Here is a 14,905-nt window from a genome sequence, read left to right on the forward strand (position 1 = left end):
TGAAGCGGGCGGGCAGTATCTTACTTCTTAGTAAGTTTACTCTTTAGTAAGATTAGCCACGGGGTGGGTAGGCTGGCAAGGGTGACGGAGAAACGCAGGCGACGGGTCCCCCGGCAGGTCCGGGAGCAACAGATGATCGACGTGGCGGTCCAGGTGTTCGCCAAGCGCGGCTACCATGCCGCCTCGGTGGACGAGATCGCCGAGCTGGCCGGGGTCTCGAAGCCGATGGTCTACCTGTATCTGGACTCCAAGGAGAACCTGTTCATCGCCTGTGTGCGCAGGGAGGCGGGGCGGCTGGCCGAGGCCTTCGAGAACGCGGCGCGCGAGGAGGCCACCGCGGACCAGCGGCTGTGGGCGGGGCTCTCCGCCTTCTTCGGCTTCGTGCACGCGCACCGCGACAGCTGGGTCGTCCTGCACCGTCAGGCCTCCGAACTCTCCGAGCGCATCGCCCACGAGGTGGCCGCGGCCCGGCGCACGGTCATGGCCCAGGTGGCCGGGCTGGTCAGCGACGGCATCGCCGACAGCCCCAACCCGGCCCGTCTGGACGAGGAGGACGCCGACTTCGTCGCCCACGCCCTGGTGGGGGCCGCCGACACGCTCACCGACTGGCTGGAGAGCCATCCCGACGAGTCCCCCGAGCGCGTCACGCTGCGGCTCATGAACATGTCCTGGGTCGGCATGCGCAACGTGCTCGGGGGCGAGGTGTGGTCACCCCCCGGTCCGGCCGAGGGGTGAGACGCGCCCGCGCAGGTGCTCCCGCGTGCCGTCCGCGGAGCGCAGGACGAACGCGTGCCCGCCGTCCCGGACCGCGTGGCCGAACTCCACCCCGGCCGGCAACAGGACGGGGGAGCGGAAGCGCACCTCCGCCCGGCAGGCCTCCGGCAGGACGTCGGCCAGCGCCGCCAGCGAGCGGGCCTTGCTCCACATCCCGTGCGCGATCGCCCGGGGGAACCCCAGAAGCCGCGCGGTGAGCGGGTACAGGTGGATCGGGTTGCGGTCGCCGGACACCGCCGCGTAGGCCCGCCCCGTCGAACCCGGCAGCCGCCAGCGCTCGGTGCGGTCGGGGCGGGGGAGTGCCTCGTCCGGCCCCGGTCCGGCCGCCGGGCCTGTCGGGCGGCCGCGGCGCAGGTAGGTGCTCGTCGAACGCCAGACGGCGGTGTCGCCGTCCCGGGCCTCGGCGTGGATCTCGAACGCCGTGCCCTTCGGGTGCGGCACCTCGGCGCCCGTGCGCACGCGGTAGGTCAGCTCCTCCCCGGGGTCCACCGGACGCGTCCGCTCCACGACGTTGGCGACGTGGACGAGGCCGAGCAGCGGGTGGGGGAAGTCGCGACGGGCCATCAGTGCCATCGCCAGCGGAAACGCGACGAGGTGCGGGTAGGTCAGGGGCAGCGGCGCGGCGACCGGGAAGCCGCACACCTCCGCGTAGCGGTGGACCCTGGCGGGCTCGGCCCGCGCCGTGACGGTCAGCTCCCGCTCGGGGGCCGGGCCGCGGGGCCCGCCCCTGGGCCCGCCCTTGGGCAGGACGGCGCGGGCGTAGAGGGGCAACAGGGACGGGACGGCGCGCAGTTCGCGCACCGCGGGAGTGCGGGCGGGCGTTCCGGCGGTCTTCTCGCGGTCCACGGCGTCACGCCCCCAGCAGGGCCTGGCCGCACACGCGCAGCACCTGGCCGTTGACCCCGGCGCTTGCCGGTGCGGCGAAGAAGGCGACGGCCTCGGCGACGTCCACCGGCTGTCCGCCCTGGTTCAGGCTGTTCAGACGGCGTCCGGCCTCCCGGATGAACAGCGGTACCGCCGCGGTCATCCGGGTCTCGATGAAGCCCGGGGCCACCGCGTTGACGGTGATGCCGCGGCCGGACACCCGCGGGGCGAGCGCCTCCACGAGCCCGATGAGCCCGGCCTTGGCGGTCGCGTAGTTCGTCTGCCCGGCGTTGCCGGCGATGCCGGAGATCGACGACGTGCACACGAGCCGGCCGCCGTAGCGCAGGACCGGGTCGTCTCCGGCCAGCAGGGCCTCCGTCATGCGCTCGACGGAGGTCAGGTTGACCGCGATGACGGCCCTCCAGCGGTCGGCGTCCATGCGGCCGAGGATCCGGTCCCGCGTGATGCCCGCGTTGTGGACCACGACGTCCACGCCGCCGTGCTCGGTGCGCAGGTGCTCGGCGAGCGCCCGGGGCGCCCCGGGCGCGGTGACATCCAGCTCCAGGGCGCTGCCGCCGCAGCGTGCGGCGACGGCGCGCAGCTGCCCGCCCTGGGCGGGGACGTCCAGGCACACGACGTGGGCCCCGTCCCGGGCGAGCGTCGCGGCCACGACCTCGCCGATGCCCCGGGAGGCGCCGGTGACCAGGGTGATCCTTCCGGACAGCGGCCGGTCCCAGTCCTCGGTGGACGGCACGTCGCCGGTGCCGTCCACCCGCAGCACCTGCCCGGAGACGTAGGCCGAGCGGGCGGACAGGGCGAACCGCAGGGTGGACTCGACGGCTCCCTCCGCCCCGGGCGCGACGTGCAGCAGATGGGCGGTCGCCCCACGCCTGAGCTCCTTGCCCGCCGACCGGACGAAGCCCTCCAGCGCGCGCTGGGCGACGGCCGCCGCCGACGGGCCCGCCTGCTCCGGGGGTGTGCCGAGGACGACGAGGCGTCCGCACGGGGCCAGGGAGCGGATGCGGGCGTGGAAGAAGGCGTGCAGGTCCGTGAGGCCGTCGCTGTCGGAGACGCCGGTCGCGTCGAACACGAGGGCGGCGGGCCGTCCGTCGTCCGCCGCGTCCGGTCCGAGGACGGTGGCGCCGCTCGCCCCCAGGAGCTTCCGCAGCGGTCGGCGGAGGCGTCCGCCCTCGGCGCCGCCCAGGACCACCGGGCCCGTCACCACGGGATCGCCGGCCTCGTGTCGTCGCAGGGGCTCGGGGTGGGGCAGTCCGAGCCTGCGGACGAGGAAGCCGCCCGGTCCGCTGTTGGCGAGCCGCTGGTAGCGATCGGCCATGGATTTTCTCCTTACGCACAAGTAAGTTTACCCAAGAGTAAGAACCGAGTCCCCGGACCACAAGGAGAACCGTCCATGACTTCCCCCGGGAGCTCCCCCGGCCGTCGCGTCGCCATCGTCGGAGGCAACCGCATCCCCTTCGCCCGGGCGGACGGTCCCTACGCCACCGCGAGCAACCAGGACATGCTGGGCGCCGCCCTCGCCGGCCTCGCCGACCGCTACGGGCTGCACGGCAAGACGCTCGGCGAGTTCGTCGCCGGCGCCGTGCTCAAGCACGCCCGGGACTTCAACCTCGCCCGCGAGGTCGTCCTCGGCAGCCCGCTGGACCCCCGCACCCCCGCCTACGACGTCCAGCAGGCCTGCGGCACCGGGCTGGAGGCCGTGAGCCTGGTCGCCAACAAGATCGCCCTCGGCCAGATCGAGTGCGGCGTCGCCGGCGGCGTGGACACCGCCAGCGACGCGCCCCTCGGCGTCAACGACGACCTGCGCAAGGCGCTGCTCACGGCCCGGCGGAGCCGCACCCTCGGGCAGCGGCTCCGGGCCCTCGGCGCCGTCCGCCCCCGCCACCTCGTCCCGGACGTCCCGCGCAACGCCGAGCCGCGCACCGGCCTGTCCATGGGCGAGCACGCCGCGCGCACCGCCCTGCGGTGGGACGTCTCCCGCGCCGACCAGGACGCGCTGGCCGCAACCAGCCACCGTCGGCTGGCCGCCGCCTACGAGCGCGGCTTCTTCGACGACCTCCTCACCCCCTTCCGCGGCCTGGAGCGGGACCAGAACCTGCGCCCCGGCAGCAGTGAGGAGAAGCTCTCCACGCTGCGGCCCGTCTTCGGCGACGGGCCGCGGGCCACCATGACGGCGGGCAACTCCACCCCGCTCACCGACGGCGCCGCGACCGTGCTGCTCGCCAGCGAGGAGTGGGCCGCCGCCCACGGACTGCCGGTGCTCGCCTACTTCAGCCACTCCCGTACGACGGGCGTGGACTTCGTCGACGGCCCCGACGGCCTCCTCATGGCACCCGCCTTCGCCGTGCCCCGGCTGCTGGAGGCCGCCGGCCTCCGCCTCGCCGACGTGGACCTCGTCGAGATCCACGAGGCCTTCGCCTCCCAGGTGCTCGCCACGCTCGCCGCCTGGGAGGACCCGCGCTTCTGCGCCGAGCGCCTCGGCCTGGACGCCCCGCTCGGCGCCGTCGACCGGGACCGGCTGAACGTCGCCGGCTCCTCGCTGGCCGTCGGCCACCCCTTCGCCGCCACCGGCGGCCGCATCGTCGCCACGCTGGCGAAGCTGCTCCACGAACGCGCGGACGAACGCGGCGGCGAGCCCGGCGAGGGCCGGGAGCCCGTCCGTGGCCTCGTCTCCGTCTGCGCGGCCGGCGGGCTGGGCGTGACCGCCGTGCTCGAACGCTGACCGTGCCCCGGCCCCGCGCCTGCCCCGGCCCCCGCCGCGGCACCCGCCCCTCCACCCTGCCCCTCGTGAACAGGAGCCGCCTCCATGGGAGTACGCAAGGACCTGAAAGCAGCACGCAGCCGTCGTGACCTGGCCGCCCGGGCCGCCGTCGAGGTGATCCGGGAAGGAGGCGTCGTGCGGGAGGCGCGGTCCGCGGCCCTCGCCCCCGAACCGGTCGCCGGCAGCACGGCCGACATCCCCTTCACCAACGCCCAGGAGGCACCGGACGCCGTGGTGATGCGGCGCAAGCGCGGGGAGAGCTGGGAGCCCGTCACCGCCGCGCGGTTCGCCGCCGAGGTCACCGCGGTGGCCAAGGGACTCGTCGCCGCAGGACTGCGGCCCGGCGGGCGGGTCGCGGTGATGTCCCGCACCCGCTACGAGTGGGCCCTGGCGGACTTCGCGATCTGGGCCTCCGGAGGGCAGAGCGTCCCCGTGTACGCCACCTCGGCGGCCGACCAGGTGCACTGGATCCTGGAGGACTCCGGCGCCCGGTTCGCCGTCGTGGAGAACGCCGAACACCGCGCCACCGTCGAGGAGGCGGCCGGCCGGCTCGGCGAACCGGTGCGGATCTGGGAGTTCGACGCCGGCGGCGTGGCCGAACTCACGGCAGCCGGAGGCCGGATCACGGACGAGGAGGTGGGCGGCCGACGCGCAGCCCTGACCCCCGGGACCATCGCCACCGTCTGCTACACGTCCGGCACCACGGGACGGCCCAAGGGCTGCGTGCTCACCCATGCCAACCTGCACGCCGAGGCCAACAACACCGTCCAGCTCCTGCACCCCGTCTTCCAGGCCGTCACCGGCCAGGCCGCCTCCACGCTGCTGTTCCTGCCGCTCGCCCACATCCTCGGGCGCACCATCCAGATCGCCTGCCTGACGGCCCGGATCGAGCTCGGCCACTGGCCGAGCATCAGGCCCGACGAACTGCGCCCCGAACTGCGCCGCTTCCGCCCCACGTTCCTCGTCGGCGTGCCGTATCTGTTCGAGAAGATCCACGACACCGGCCGGGCCACGGCCGAGAAGCTGGGCCGCGGTTCCTCCTTCGAGCGCGCCGACCGGATCGCCGTGCGCTACGCCGAAGCCGTGCTGGCCGAGTTGCTGGGCACCGGCAGGGGGCCGGGCCCCGGGCTCGCCCTCGCCTGGAAGCTGTACGACCTGCTCGTCTACCGCCGGGTGCGCAGGGAGCTGGGCGGCAGGCTGCGGTACGCCATCAGCGGCGGCTCCCCGCTGGACCGCGACCTCAACCTCTTCTTCCTGGCCAGCCGCGTGCTCGTCTACGAGGGTTACGGCCTGACCGAGACGACCGCCGCGGCCACCGTCATCCCGCCGCTCGACCCCCGTCCCGGTACCGTCGGCCGGCCCGTCCCGGGCACCGCCGTCCGCATCGCCGACGACGGCGAGGTCCTGGTGCGGGGCGGCATCGTGTTCACGTCCTACTGGAACAACGAGGCCGCCACCCGGGAGGCCCTGAGCGACGGCTGGTTCGTCACCGGCGACCTGGGCACGCTCGACGACGACGGCTATCTGACCATCACCGGACGCAAGAAGGACATCATCGTCACCTCCGGGGGCAAGAACGTCTCCCCGGCGGTGTTGGAGGACCGCCTGCGCAGCCGTCCGCCGGTGGGCCAGTGCCTGGTCGTCGGCGACAACCGGCCCTGCGTCGGCGCGTTGATCACGCTCGACCCGGAGGCCGTGGAGCACTGGCTGGCCGTCCGCAAGCGGCCCCGGGACACGCCGTTCGAGCGGCTGCGGGAGGACCCCGAACTCCTCGCCGACATCGGCAGGGCCGTCGAGCACGCCAACGAGGCCGTCTCGCGGGCCGAGTCGATCCGCACCTTCCGGCTGGTGCCGGGGGAGTTCACCGAGGAGAACGGGATGCTGACGCCCTCGCTCAAGGTCAAGCGCCAGGCCGTCCTCACGGCCTTCGCCGAGGAGGTCGAGGCCCTGTACGCCTGAGGGCGGCGGCCGGCCTCAGGCGTGGTCGACCAGCTCGGCGTGCCCCTGGACCCGGGCGCAGTGGGCGCAGCAGAAGAACTGACCGTCCGACTGCACGCCGTGCCCCAGAATCCGGCACGAGCAGTTCTCACAGATCGGCGCCATCTTCTGGGCCATGCACTCCAGGCTGTCGAACACATGGACGGCGCCGCCCCGTGCGTGGACCTCGAAGGACATCTCGTACTCGTTGCTGCACACTTCGCACACGGCCATGGCTGCTCTCCCACAGTGCTCGGACGGTGGCGGACGCTCGGTCGTCCGCCACCGGCCAAGGATGGCGCCGCGGCCGCCGGGCGGCCCGGCGCGACGCGTCCCGCCCGCCGACCGGCCCAGCCGCGACCACCCGCCCGGACGACGCCGGTGCGCCCGGGTGGCGGCCGACGCTCGGCCACCCGGTTGACTGGCCTTCATGAGCTGCCTCTTCTGTTCCGTCGTCGCCGGGGACATCGCGGCCCACCGGGTGTTCGAGGACGACGTGGCCGTCGCCTTCCTCGACCACCGCCCGCTCTTCCCCGGCCATGTGCTCGTCGTCCCCCGCGCACACCGGGAGACCCTCACGGACCTCGCCCCCGAGGAGGTCGGCCCGTACTACCTGCGGGTCCGGCGGCTCGCCGGGGCGGTGGAGCGGGCCATGGCCGCCGCGGGCACGTTCGTCGCCGCCAACAACCGGGTCAGCCAGTCGGTGCCGCACTTCCACACCCACGTCGTGCCGCGCAACCGCAAGGACGGGCTGCGGGGGTTCTTCTGGCCGCGCACCCGCTACGCGGACGCGGACGAGGCCGCCGCCGTCGCCGCCCGGGTGCGCGGCGCGCTGGCCGACGGGGACACCTGACCAGGAGGCGTGCGGCGGCGGCCGGTTCAGGCCGTCGCCCCGCCTCCGCGCTCGTGCAGGGCCCGGACCGTCTCGACGGTGTCGGCCTCCTCGGCCCGCTTGTCCTCCCGGTAGCGCAGCACCCGCGCGAAGCGCAGCGTCAGGCCGTCCGGGTAGCGGGAGGAGTGCTGGACCCCGTCGAAGGCCACCTCGACGACCAGCTCGGGACGCACCCGTACGCCCCACGGCTCGCGCTCGCCGGCCAGCTCCGTCAGCCGCCGCGTCTGCCAGGCCAGCAGGGCGTCCGTCAGGCCTTTGAACGTCTTGCCCAGCATCGCGAACGTCCCGTCCGCCCGCCGCGCCCCCAGATGCAGGTTCGACAGGGTGCCGGTGCGGCGGCCGTGCCCCCACTCCGCCGCCAGCACGACCAGGTCCAGCGTGTGGACCGGCTTGACCTTCAGCCACGACGCGCCCCGCCGCCCCGCGTTGTACGGGGCGTCCAGCGCCTTGAGAACGACCCCCTCGTGGCCCCGGGCGAGCACCTCCTCGGTGAAGCGCCGGGCCTCGGCCCGCCCGGCCGGGGCGGCCGGGTCGGCGACGGTGAGCCGCCGCACGCGCAGCGGCTCGGGCACCACCGCGGCCAGCGCGGCGTGTCGCTCGTGCGCGGGCAGGTCGAGCAGCGTGCGCCCGTCCACGGACAGCAGGTCGAAGAAGACGGCGGACAGGGGCAGGGCGGCCCGCGCCGTCCCGACGTCCGAGCGGGAGCCGACCCGGCCGGAGACCTCCTGGAACGGCCGTGGGCGGCCCGCCGCGTCCAGCGCGATCATCTCGCCGTCCAGCACGGCCGAGCGCGCCGACAGCTCCCGGGCCGCGCTCACCACCTCGGGCAGCCGCTCGGTGATCTCGTCCAGCGTGCGGGTGTAGACGGCGACCTCGGCACCGTCGAGGTGGACCTGCACCCGGATGCCGTCGAGCTTCTCCTCCACCGCGCACGGTCCGAGCCGGTCCAGCGCCTCGTCCACGTCTCCCGCGCTCTGGGCGAGCATCGGCAGCACCGGGCGGCCCACGGTGAGCCGGAAGTCCGCGAGCGCGGCGGGGCCCCGGGCCAGCACGGCCTCGGCCACCGCGCCCAGTGAGCCGCCGAGCATGACCGCGCGCCGCACCGCGGCGACGTCCGCCCCGCTCGCCGCGGCCAGCCCCTCGACGGCGAGCGCGTCCAGCGCGCCCTGCCGCAGCTCCCCGGTGAGGAGCCGCACCAGGAAATGCTGCTCCTCGGCGGTCGCCGCGCGCAGCAGGCCCTCCAGCAGCCGGCGGCGTTCGGCCTGCGCGCCCTTCCCGGCGACGGCGGCGACGGCGCTCAGCGCCGCGTCGACCTCCGGGACGGTCAGAGCCGCCTCGGCCGCCGGGGGCACCGGTTCGGCGAGCGTGCGCCAGCCCACGCCGATGCTCCGCTGCGGCAGCCGTCCCGCCAGATACGTGACGGCGACCGGCGCCTCGGACGGCCCGGCGGTGCCGAACAGCTCCGCGAGGAGGGCCACCTTCGCCGAGCGGGAGGAGGTGGCGGCCACGGCGTTCGAGGTCCTGGCGAGGTCCGCGAGCAGCATGCGTCCATCCTCGCCCGCAGCCCCGCGCGGCGCAGGACGGCGGCTCCCGCCGCCTCGCCGCCCGTGCCGTCTCCGTAGAATCGCCCCCGGGGACGTGGACGTGTGAGGAGGCACGGTGGTGCGTGACCGGGACGAGGCGGGCCGGGCCCGCAGCGCCCGCCCGCGGGACGGGCTCGGCCGCCCGCTGCCCTACGGCGAGACGGGCGTGGCCCGGCAGCCCGAGGGCGTCGTGCGGACCCCGGAGGAGTCCCTGTCGGAGGCCCAGCGCCTGCTGGACGCGGGCAGGCCGTTCCACGCTCACGAGGTGCTGGAGGACGCCTGGAAGTCGGGTCCGGCCGCCGAGCGCCGACTGTGGCGCGGGCTGGCCCAGTTGGCCGTCGGGGTGACGCACGCGGCCCGCGGCAACCCGGTGGGCGCCGCAGCCCTGCTGCGGCGCGGCGCGGAGGGCATCGAGCCCATGGCCGAGGCGCTCCCGCACGGGGTGGACGTGCCCGGGCTCGTCGCGTGGGCGCACGAGCTCGCCGAGCGGGTCGGGCAGTTCGGCGAGGCGCCGGCCGCCGACGCCATCGCGCCGAGACTGCGCGGATAGCGGCGGGTTCCGGTCATCCTCCCGGCCGGCTGACGCCCCGCCATGTCGCCGACGTGGCGTCGGTCACGGAATGCGGGCACTCCTTCGCCGTCGGTACAACGGCGGGTAACCCCACGGCACCCTGGGATGATGGTCGGATGAGCGGAAGCGCTCTACAGTGAGCCGTGCGGGCGGCACACCTGACGGGGGCTCGACTGTGCACGGTGCACAGGGACAACCGTCGGCGTCCCACTAGCGTCCCTTGCGACCGTGCACCACACATCCGCAGCGCTCGTGCCGACCGACCGAGGCCGAGGCGCTGTGCTTGCCACTGGGGGGCAGTCATGCAGAGGATGGTTGAGCTGTCAACGTACAGCCGTCTTCGCCCAGACGGAAGGGGGGGTCACCGGAGGGGGGGAGCGCTCGTGGTCCCGCACCGTCCGCGTTCCCGGTGGAGCCGGTCGTGATGGAGACCTTCGAGTTACCGTGGCTCGTCACCTTCGGTGAGACGCCGCCGCCCGAGCTGAACGGCCACCAGGGCGGCATCGTGCAGGCGCCGCGCCGCAGCCTGGTGGACTCCCTGCAGGCCATGCGCCACCAGGGGATGCGGGTGGGAGCCGTGCTCATTTGCCTCGTCCACGAGTTGGCCCACGCACCCGTCGACCCGGAAGACGGGCCCTGGCAGTGGCCGCCGCCCAGCGCCCTGTACCGGCGCCTGACCACCCGTTGCAGCTCGCCGGACGGCGGCGGGCTCGACTACCGGCCGTGTGCGGCCCGCTTCTGGCTCCAGCCGCCGGAGCGCACCCACGTGCTGACCGACGGTGTCGCGCTCTACGACACGCTGTGCCGGGTCCGTTCACTGCGCCGCCACGGCCCGAACAGGTTCACCGCCGCCCTCCCCACGGAGGCCCTTCATCCGGAAGAATCGCCACCGCAGCCACACCAGGCTCAGGACGAGCACGGACCACACCAACCGGCCGACGTGTACTACCGCTGGACGTCGTGAGGGAACCGGCCGCCCACACGCACCGCACGAAGGGGACGCATGCGCATCGGGGTCCGCCTGGGCACCCGCGACATCCACGCGGCGCTGCTCGACGGCGACCGGATCGTCGAAGCGGCCGGTGCTCCGCTCGACGACGGAGCCGGTCCGCGCCCACGCGAGGTGGCCGACCGCCTCCTGCGCCGGCTGGCCGACCGCGCGCCGTCCGCCGTCGCCTCGGTCACCTGGGACGTCTCGGCCGTCCTGGAGTCCGCCCTGACCCGGGCCGCCGCACCGGCGGAGGACCGCCCCGCGGGCCGCGCCCCCTCCTGGCCGCCTGGACGGCGCCCGGTGGCCGCCCTCCGGCTGGTGCCCCGCCCGCCCGCCGTCGCCGGGGCCGGCTGCCACCCGGCCGCGCTCATCCGCTCGCTGGTCGCCTGGCGCGGCACCGCCCGGGGCGGGCACGACCTCTTCGGCACCGAACTGGCCGCACCCGATCTCACCGCCGCGCTCCGCTGCGCGGACGCCGTCGCCGCCGCCGGAATCGGCACCGTCGCCATCACCGCCACCGGCGCCACCGCCTGCCCCGACCACGAGGCGGGGGCGGCCGCGGCCCTCCTGGAGCGCGACCCGCGGCTGCGACTGTGCCTCTCGCACGAGACAGGCGGCCTCGGGCTCCTGGAACGCGAGGCGACGACCGTCATCAACGCCGCTCTGCTCGGCCCGGCCGAGAGCGTCATCGCGCACTGCGAGAAGTCCACCGCCACGCTGCCCGGCGCCCCCGCCTGCTGGTTCGCCACCGGGGACGGCGGCCGCGTCTCGGCCCGGCGGCTGTGCTGGCTGCCGGTGCTCGGGCTCGCCGCCACCGCGGCCGCCGCCCTGATCGCCGCCGCCCGGCAGTCGGGCACCGCCGACGCCCTCGTCGTGCTCGCCCAGAGCGGGACCGTGACGGTCGGCCAGGTCCGGGACGGCCTGCCGCACGTCGAGTCGGACCTGCCGGGAACCGGCGGTGTGCGGGTGTCCGCGCCCCAGCCCGTCCTCACCACCGCCCCGGCCCGCGCCGCCGGGATGACGCTGCCCGGGGCGCGCAGCCGGCAGACGGCGGACGTGATCGCCCCGCTGGACGACGGCGGGCGGCGGACGGCTGAGGAACTCGCCGAGCAGGCCGGGCGACAGGCCGTCCTGCTGCGGCCCGAGGCCGACCTCGCGGCGGCCGGAGCGGCGGGCACGGAGCCCGGCGCCTGGCTCGACCTCCTCGTGCCGGTGGGCGTGGGCGAGACGCTCGAAGGGGTCCAGGCCCAGGCCGAACACCGGGCGCTCGCGCTCGTGGCCGCGCACGGCGCCGAACCGGGCACCGCCACGGTGGTCCGCTCCTCCGCCACGGCCGTGGGATACCTGCGGATCTACCGCATCCAGATACGGGCCGGCAGCGGCCCCCGCGCCGGGGGGCGCCCCCGGGCCGGGGAGCCGTGGCGGACGGAGGACGGCCGATGAACGCGCCCGTGCCGCTGCGGCACATCGCCGCCGCCGACCTGCCCGCCCTGGTCGCCGGGAACGAACTCCTCAGCTCCGGCCGGGGCGCGGCCGGCCTGGACGGCCTGACCGTGTGCGTCGGCGCGCTGCTCGACCAGCACGGCCCGGTGCCGCTGGTGCCGCTGGACGGGCTGCCGTCCGGCAACCGCTGCGTGGCCGTGGGGGCCGTAGGCGGCTTCGCACCGCTCATCGAACTGCCCTTCAGCGGAGACGAGTTCGCGGCGGCCGTCCGCGCCCTGGAAGATCGCACGGGGGAAGCTGTGGACGCCGTCGTGGCGCTCAACTCCGCCGGCCCCAACGCCCTGGTCCCCGTCGCCGCCGCGGCGGCCCTGGGCGTGCCCCTGGTGGACTGCGACGGCATGGGGCGCATCCTCCCGCTCATCCACCAGACCACCTACGCCCTCGCCGGGCTGCCCGTCGCCCCGCTGGCCGCGATGAGCGCCGCGGGCGACAGCGTCGTGCTCGACTGCTCCACGGCCCGCGCCGACCTGCTGCTGCGCGGGGCCGTCGACGCCTCCGGCGGGCTCATGACGTGCGCCATGTACCCCACGACCGTCGAACGACTGCGGCACGCCGCCATCCGCGGCTCGACGAGCCGCATCCTGCGCATGGGCGAGCTGCTCCTCACCCAGAACCGGCACGCCGCCGTGCTGGCCGGGCTCGCCCGCACCGTCGGCGCCCGGCTGCTGGCCAGCGGCCGCGTCGTCGCGCTCGACCTGCCGGAGCCCGCCGCGGGCGCCCGCCACTACCCGTCCATGCCCACCAGCATCGTGGTGTCCGACCCGGCCTCGGACGGCCCCGTCGTCCGGCTGGAGGCGCAGAACGAGATCCTGCTGGCCCTCGTGGACGGCGCCGTCGTGGCCGCCGTGCCCGACGTGGTGTGTCTGCTGGACCGGCAGAAGCTGCGCCCGGTCGGGCTGGAGGGCGTGGCCGTCGGCGACCACGTGGACGTCCTGGTCGTACCGGCCGCACCCAGGTGGCACACCCCCGAGGGCCTCGCGCTCGCGGGTCCGCGCGCCTTCGGTTTCCCCGTGCGTCACCCGAACGAGGAGGGCAGCCGATGAGCCGCAGCCGTCCCGCCGGTCCGCTGACCGTCGCCGAGCTGGTGCGCTTCGGCCCCCTCGGCGAGGCCCGGATCTGGGCCGGAGACCGACTGGAGAGGCCCGTCACCGGCGTCACCCTCATCTCGGAGCTGGACCAGGCCCGGCGGTGCAGCCCGGAGACCGCCATGGTGCTCCATCCGGCCGCGGCCCACGGAAGCTGGGCGCTGGAGGCGGCGATGCGCTTCGCCTGGGAGCGCAACGCCGCCTGCGTGGTGGCGCCCGCGGACATCCCCGTCACCGGCTCCACCCCGCAGCTGGCCGAGCGGCTGCGGATGCCGCTGCTCTCCGTCGCCGACCCCGCCCGCCTCGCCCTCGACCTGGCCGTCGCCGTCGCGGACACCGAGGCCGCCCGCACCCGCCTCGTCGCGCGCTGCGCCGTCCTGTTCAGCGAACGGTCCAGCCTGCGGGACATCGTGGGGGCCATCAACACCGAGGTCCCCGGCGCTCTCGTCGCCCTGGTCACCCAGGAGGGCTATCTGCTGGCCGGGCGGGCCGCGGCACAGCGGACGGACGAGGCCTGCGCCGGGCAGCAGCGCCGGGTCACCGTCCCGGTGCCCGGCCCGGACGGGCGCCCCTGGGCCACGCTCGTCGCCCGCCTCAGCGACGTCTCCCCCGCGTGGACGGAGACGGTGACGACGATCCTGCGCCTCGCCCGCTCCTCCCTGACCGCGGCCGGAGCCGGGCTGCGGCTGTCGCTGTCCCACCAGGTCGGACGCGACCGGCTGCTGCTGGAGTCGCTGCTCAGCGGGGACGCGAGCGCCCTGCCCGGTGGCGGCGCCGGACCGGCCGGGGACGGTGGCGGCGCCGGACCGGCCGGGGACGGTGGCGGCGCCGGGCCCGCGCAGATGGCCAGGGAGGCGGGCTGGCCCGTCGACGGGCTGCACGTCGGCGTCCAGCTGCGCCCGGCCGAGCCGGTCACCGCCGACCTGGAGGCGGCCTCCGCCGGAGTCGTCGCCGGCTGGCAGACCGGCCGCTCCGCCGCCCCGCTGGTGTCCCAGCACGGCGGCTGGACGACCTGGTTCACCGGCTGCGACGTCGGCCAGGTCGTGCGGCAGGTCCAGCGGCGCATCGCCCACGCACGCATCCCCCTCCCGCTGACCGCGGGGGTGGGGGAGCCGGGTGAGGGCGTGGCGGGCCTGCGCCGCTCGCTGGCCGAGGCCGAGCTGGCCGCGACGGCGGCCAGCCGAAGACCGCCCGGGACCGTCGAGCGCTACGCCGAGCTCGGCCCGCGCGCCGTGCTGGCCGCCCTGCCCGTGGCCGAACTGGCCGCCGCCGCCCGTACCCTGCTCGCGCCCCTGCTGGCCGACGCCAAGGCCGACGTCCTGCTGACCACCCTCGCCGCCCTGCTCGACTGCGCGGGCTCCACCGGGCAGACCGCGGCCCGGCTCGGCGTCCACCGCAACACCGTCCTCGGCCGGGTGGAGCGCATCCGGGCCCGCGGCGTCGACCCGGACGCGCCCGACGGCCGGCTGGCCCTCCACCTGGCCTGCCACGCCCTCCTGAGCACCCGTGCGGTGAGCGGCTGACCCCGCGCGGGGCGGCGTCCCGTACACCGCCGCCGCGTGCCCGGGCGAGACCTGACCGACCAGCAGATCGCCCCGGACGGCCTCCGGGTCGCGCGCGGCGGCGTCGCCGTACCCGCCGCCACCGGTCATGCAGCGCACGACGTGCCCGGCGTGCGGCGGCACCCCGTCGCACTTCGGCATCCGCCGCTCGTCGGGGCGCCCCGGGTTGACGGCGACCTCGGGCGGCGCCGCGTCCGCGCCCCCGGCCAGCCCGACGGGGGCGAGGGCCCAGAAGGCGGCCACGTCGGCCGGCTTGCGCCTGACCCGCGGGCTGTGCCGCGCCACCCGGGCCCGCCGTGCTCGCGGAGGTGCGACGCACCGGCT

The 14,905-nt window shown here is 75.9% G+C and carries 13 protein-coding genes; 9 read left to right on the forward strand and 4 right to left on the reverse strand.

What is annotated here, in order from left to right:
• Positions 1–81: 81 nt before the first annotated feature.
• Positions 82–735, forward strand: a complete 654-nt coding sequence (locus O7609_RS22810; RefSeq protein ID WP_269735124.1) for a TetR/AcrR family transcriptional regulator — start codon at positions 82–84, stop codon at positions 733–735.
• Here the strand turns inward: O7609_RS22810 and O7609_RS22815 are convergent.
• Both O7609_RS22815 and O7609_RS22820 read right to left on the reverse strand, forming a co-directional pair.
• Positions 709–1,620: a MaoC/PaaZ C-terminal domain-containing protein gene (locus tag O7609_RS22815; RefSeq protein ID WP_269744152.1), complete on the reverse strand. Its 912-nt coding sequence runs from the start codon at positions 1,618–1,620 to the stop codon at positions 709–711. The two genes, O7609_RS22810 and O7609_RS22815, sit on opposite strands and share 27 nt — an antisense overlap.
• A 4-nt stretch (positions 1,621–1,624) precedes the next feature.
• A complete protein-coding gene (locus O7609_RS22820) occupies positions 1,625–2,974 on the reverse strand; it encodes a 3-oxoacyl-ACP reductase (protein ID WP_269744153.1) in 1,350 nt (449 codons plus the stop codon).
• Positions 2,975–3,049: 75 nt separating this feature from the next.
• Here O7609_RS22820 and O7609_RS22825 point away from each other — a divergent pair, with 75 nt between their 5' ends.
• The gene (locus O7609_RS22825; protein WP_269744154.1) at positions 3,050–4,378 is read left to right on the forward strand and encodes an acetyl-CoA C-acetyltransferase; all 1,329 of its coding nucleotides are present in this window, start codon (positions 3,050–3,052) and stop codon (positions 4,376–4,378) included.
• Between the two features lie 84 nt (positions 4,379–4,462).
• Positions 4,463–6,376 carry an AMP-dependent synthetase/ligase gene (locus O7609_RS22830; protein WP_269744155.1) on the forward strand — a complete coding sequence of 638 codons (1,914 nt, stop codon included), beginning with the start codon at positions 4,463–4,465 and terminating at the stop codon, positions 6,374–6,376.
• A 15-nt stretch (positions 6,377–6,391) separates the two neighbouring features.
• On the opposite strand, the gene O7609_RS22835 is transcribed toward O7609_RS22830, so the two are convergent.
• The gene (locus O7609_RS22835; RefSeq protein WP_269735119.1) at positions 6,392–6,628 is read right to left on the reverse strand and encodes a hypothetical protein; all 237 of its coding nucleotides are present in this window, start codon (positions 6,626–6,628) and stop codon (positions 6,392–6,394) included.
• Positions 6,629–6,824: 196 nt separating this feature from the next.
• Between O7609_RS22835 and O7609_RS22840 the strand changes: the two genes are divergently transcribed.
• Entirely contained in the window at positions 6,825–7,247 is a 423-nt protein-coding gene (locus O7609_RS22840) for an HIT family protein (protein WP_269735118.1), read from the forward strand.
• Between the two features lie 26 nt (positions 7,248–7,273).
• On the opposite strand, the gene O7609_RS22845 is transcribed toward O7609_RS22840, so the two are convergent.
• On the reverse strand, positions 7,274–8,830 hold the full coding sequence (locus O7609_RS22845; RefSeq protein ID WP_269744156.1) for an ATP-dependent DNA ligase: 1,557 nt from the start codon (positions 8,828–8,830) through the stop codon (positions 7,274–7,276).
• Between the two features lie 115 nt (positions 8,831–8,945).
• Between O7609_RS22845 and O7609_RS22850 the strand changes: the two genes are divergently transcribed.
• The 5 genes from O7609_RS22850 to O7609_RS22870 all read left to right on the forward strand — a co-directional run bounded on the left by O7609_RS22850 (position 8,946) and on the right by O7609_RS22870 (position 14,542).
• Positions 8,946–9,419, forward strand: coding sequence for a DUF309 domain-containing protein (locus O7609_RS22850; RefSeq protein WP_269735116.1), 474 nt, complete (start codon positions 8,946–8,948; stop codon positions 9,417–9,419).
• A gap of 442 nt (positions 9,420–9,861) precedes the next feature.
• Positions 9,862–10,404 (forward strand): hypothetical protein, encoded by a 543-nt coding sequence (locus O7609_RS22855; RefSeq protein ID WP_269735115.1) that lies wholly within the window; start codon positions 9,862–9,864, stop codon positions 10,402–10,404.
• Between the two features lie 39 nt (positions 10,405–10,443).
• Complete coding sequence (locus O7609_RS22860; protein ID WP_269735114.1) at positions 10,444–11,874, forward strand: hypothetical protein; 1,431 nt, start codon at positions 10,444–10,446, stop codon at positions 11,872–11,874.
• The gene (locus O7609_RS22865; RefSeq protein ID WP_269735113.1) at positions 11,871–12,977 is read left to right on the forward strand and encodes a DUF917 domain-containing protein; all 1,107 of its coding nucleotides are present in this window, start codon (positions 11,871–11,873) and stop codon (positions 12,975–12,977) included. The genes O7609_RS22860 and O7609_RS22865 overlap by 4 nt, the downstream gene beginning before the upstream one ends.
• A complete protein-coding gene (locus O7609_RS22870; protein WP_269735112.1) occupies positions 12,974–14,542 on the forward strand; it encodes a helix-turn-helix domain-containing protein in 1,569 nt (522 codons plus the stop codon). The genes O7609_RS22865 and O7609_RS22870 overlap by 4 nt, the downstream gene beginning before the upstream one ends.
• Positions 14,543–14,905 lie beyond the last annotated feature (363 nt).

The sequence above is a fragment of the Streptomyces sp. WMMC1477 genome (assembly GCF_027460245.1).
Taxonomy (GTDB): domain Bacteria; phylum Actinomycetota; class Actinomycetes; order Streptomycetales; family Streptomycetaceae; genus Streptomyces.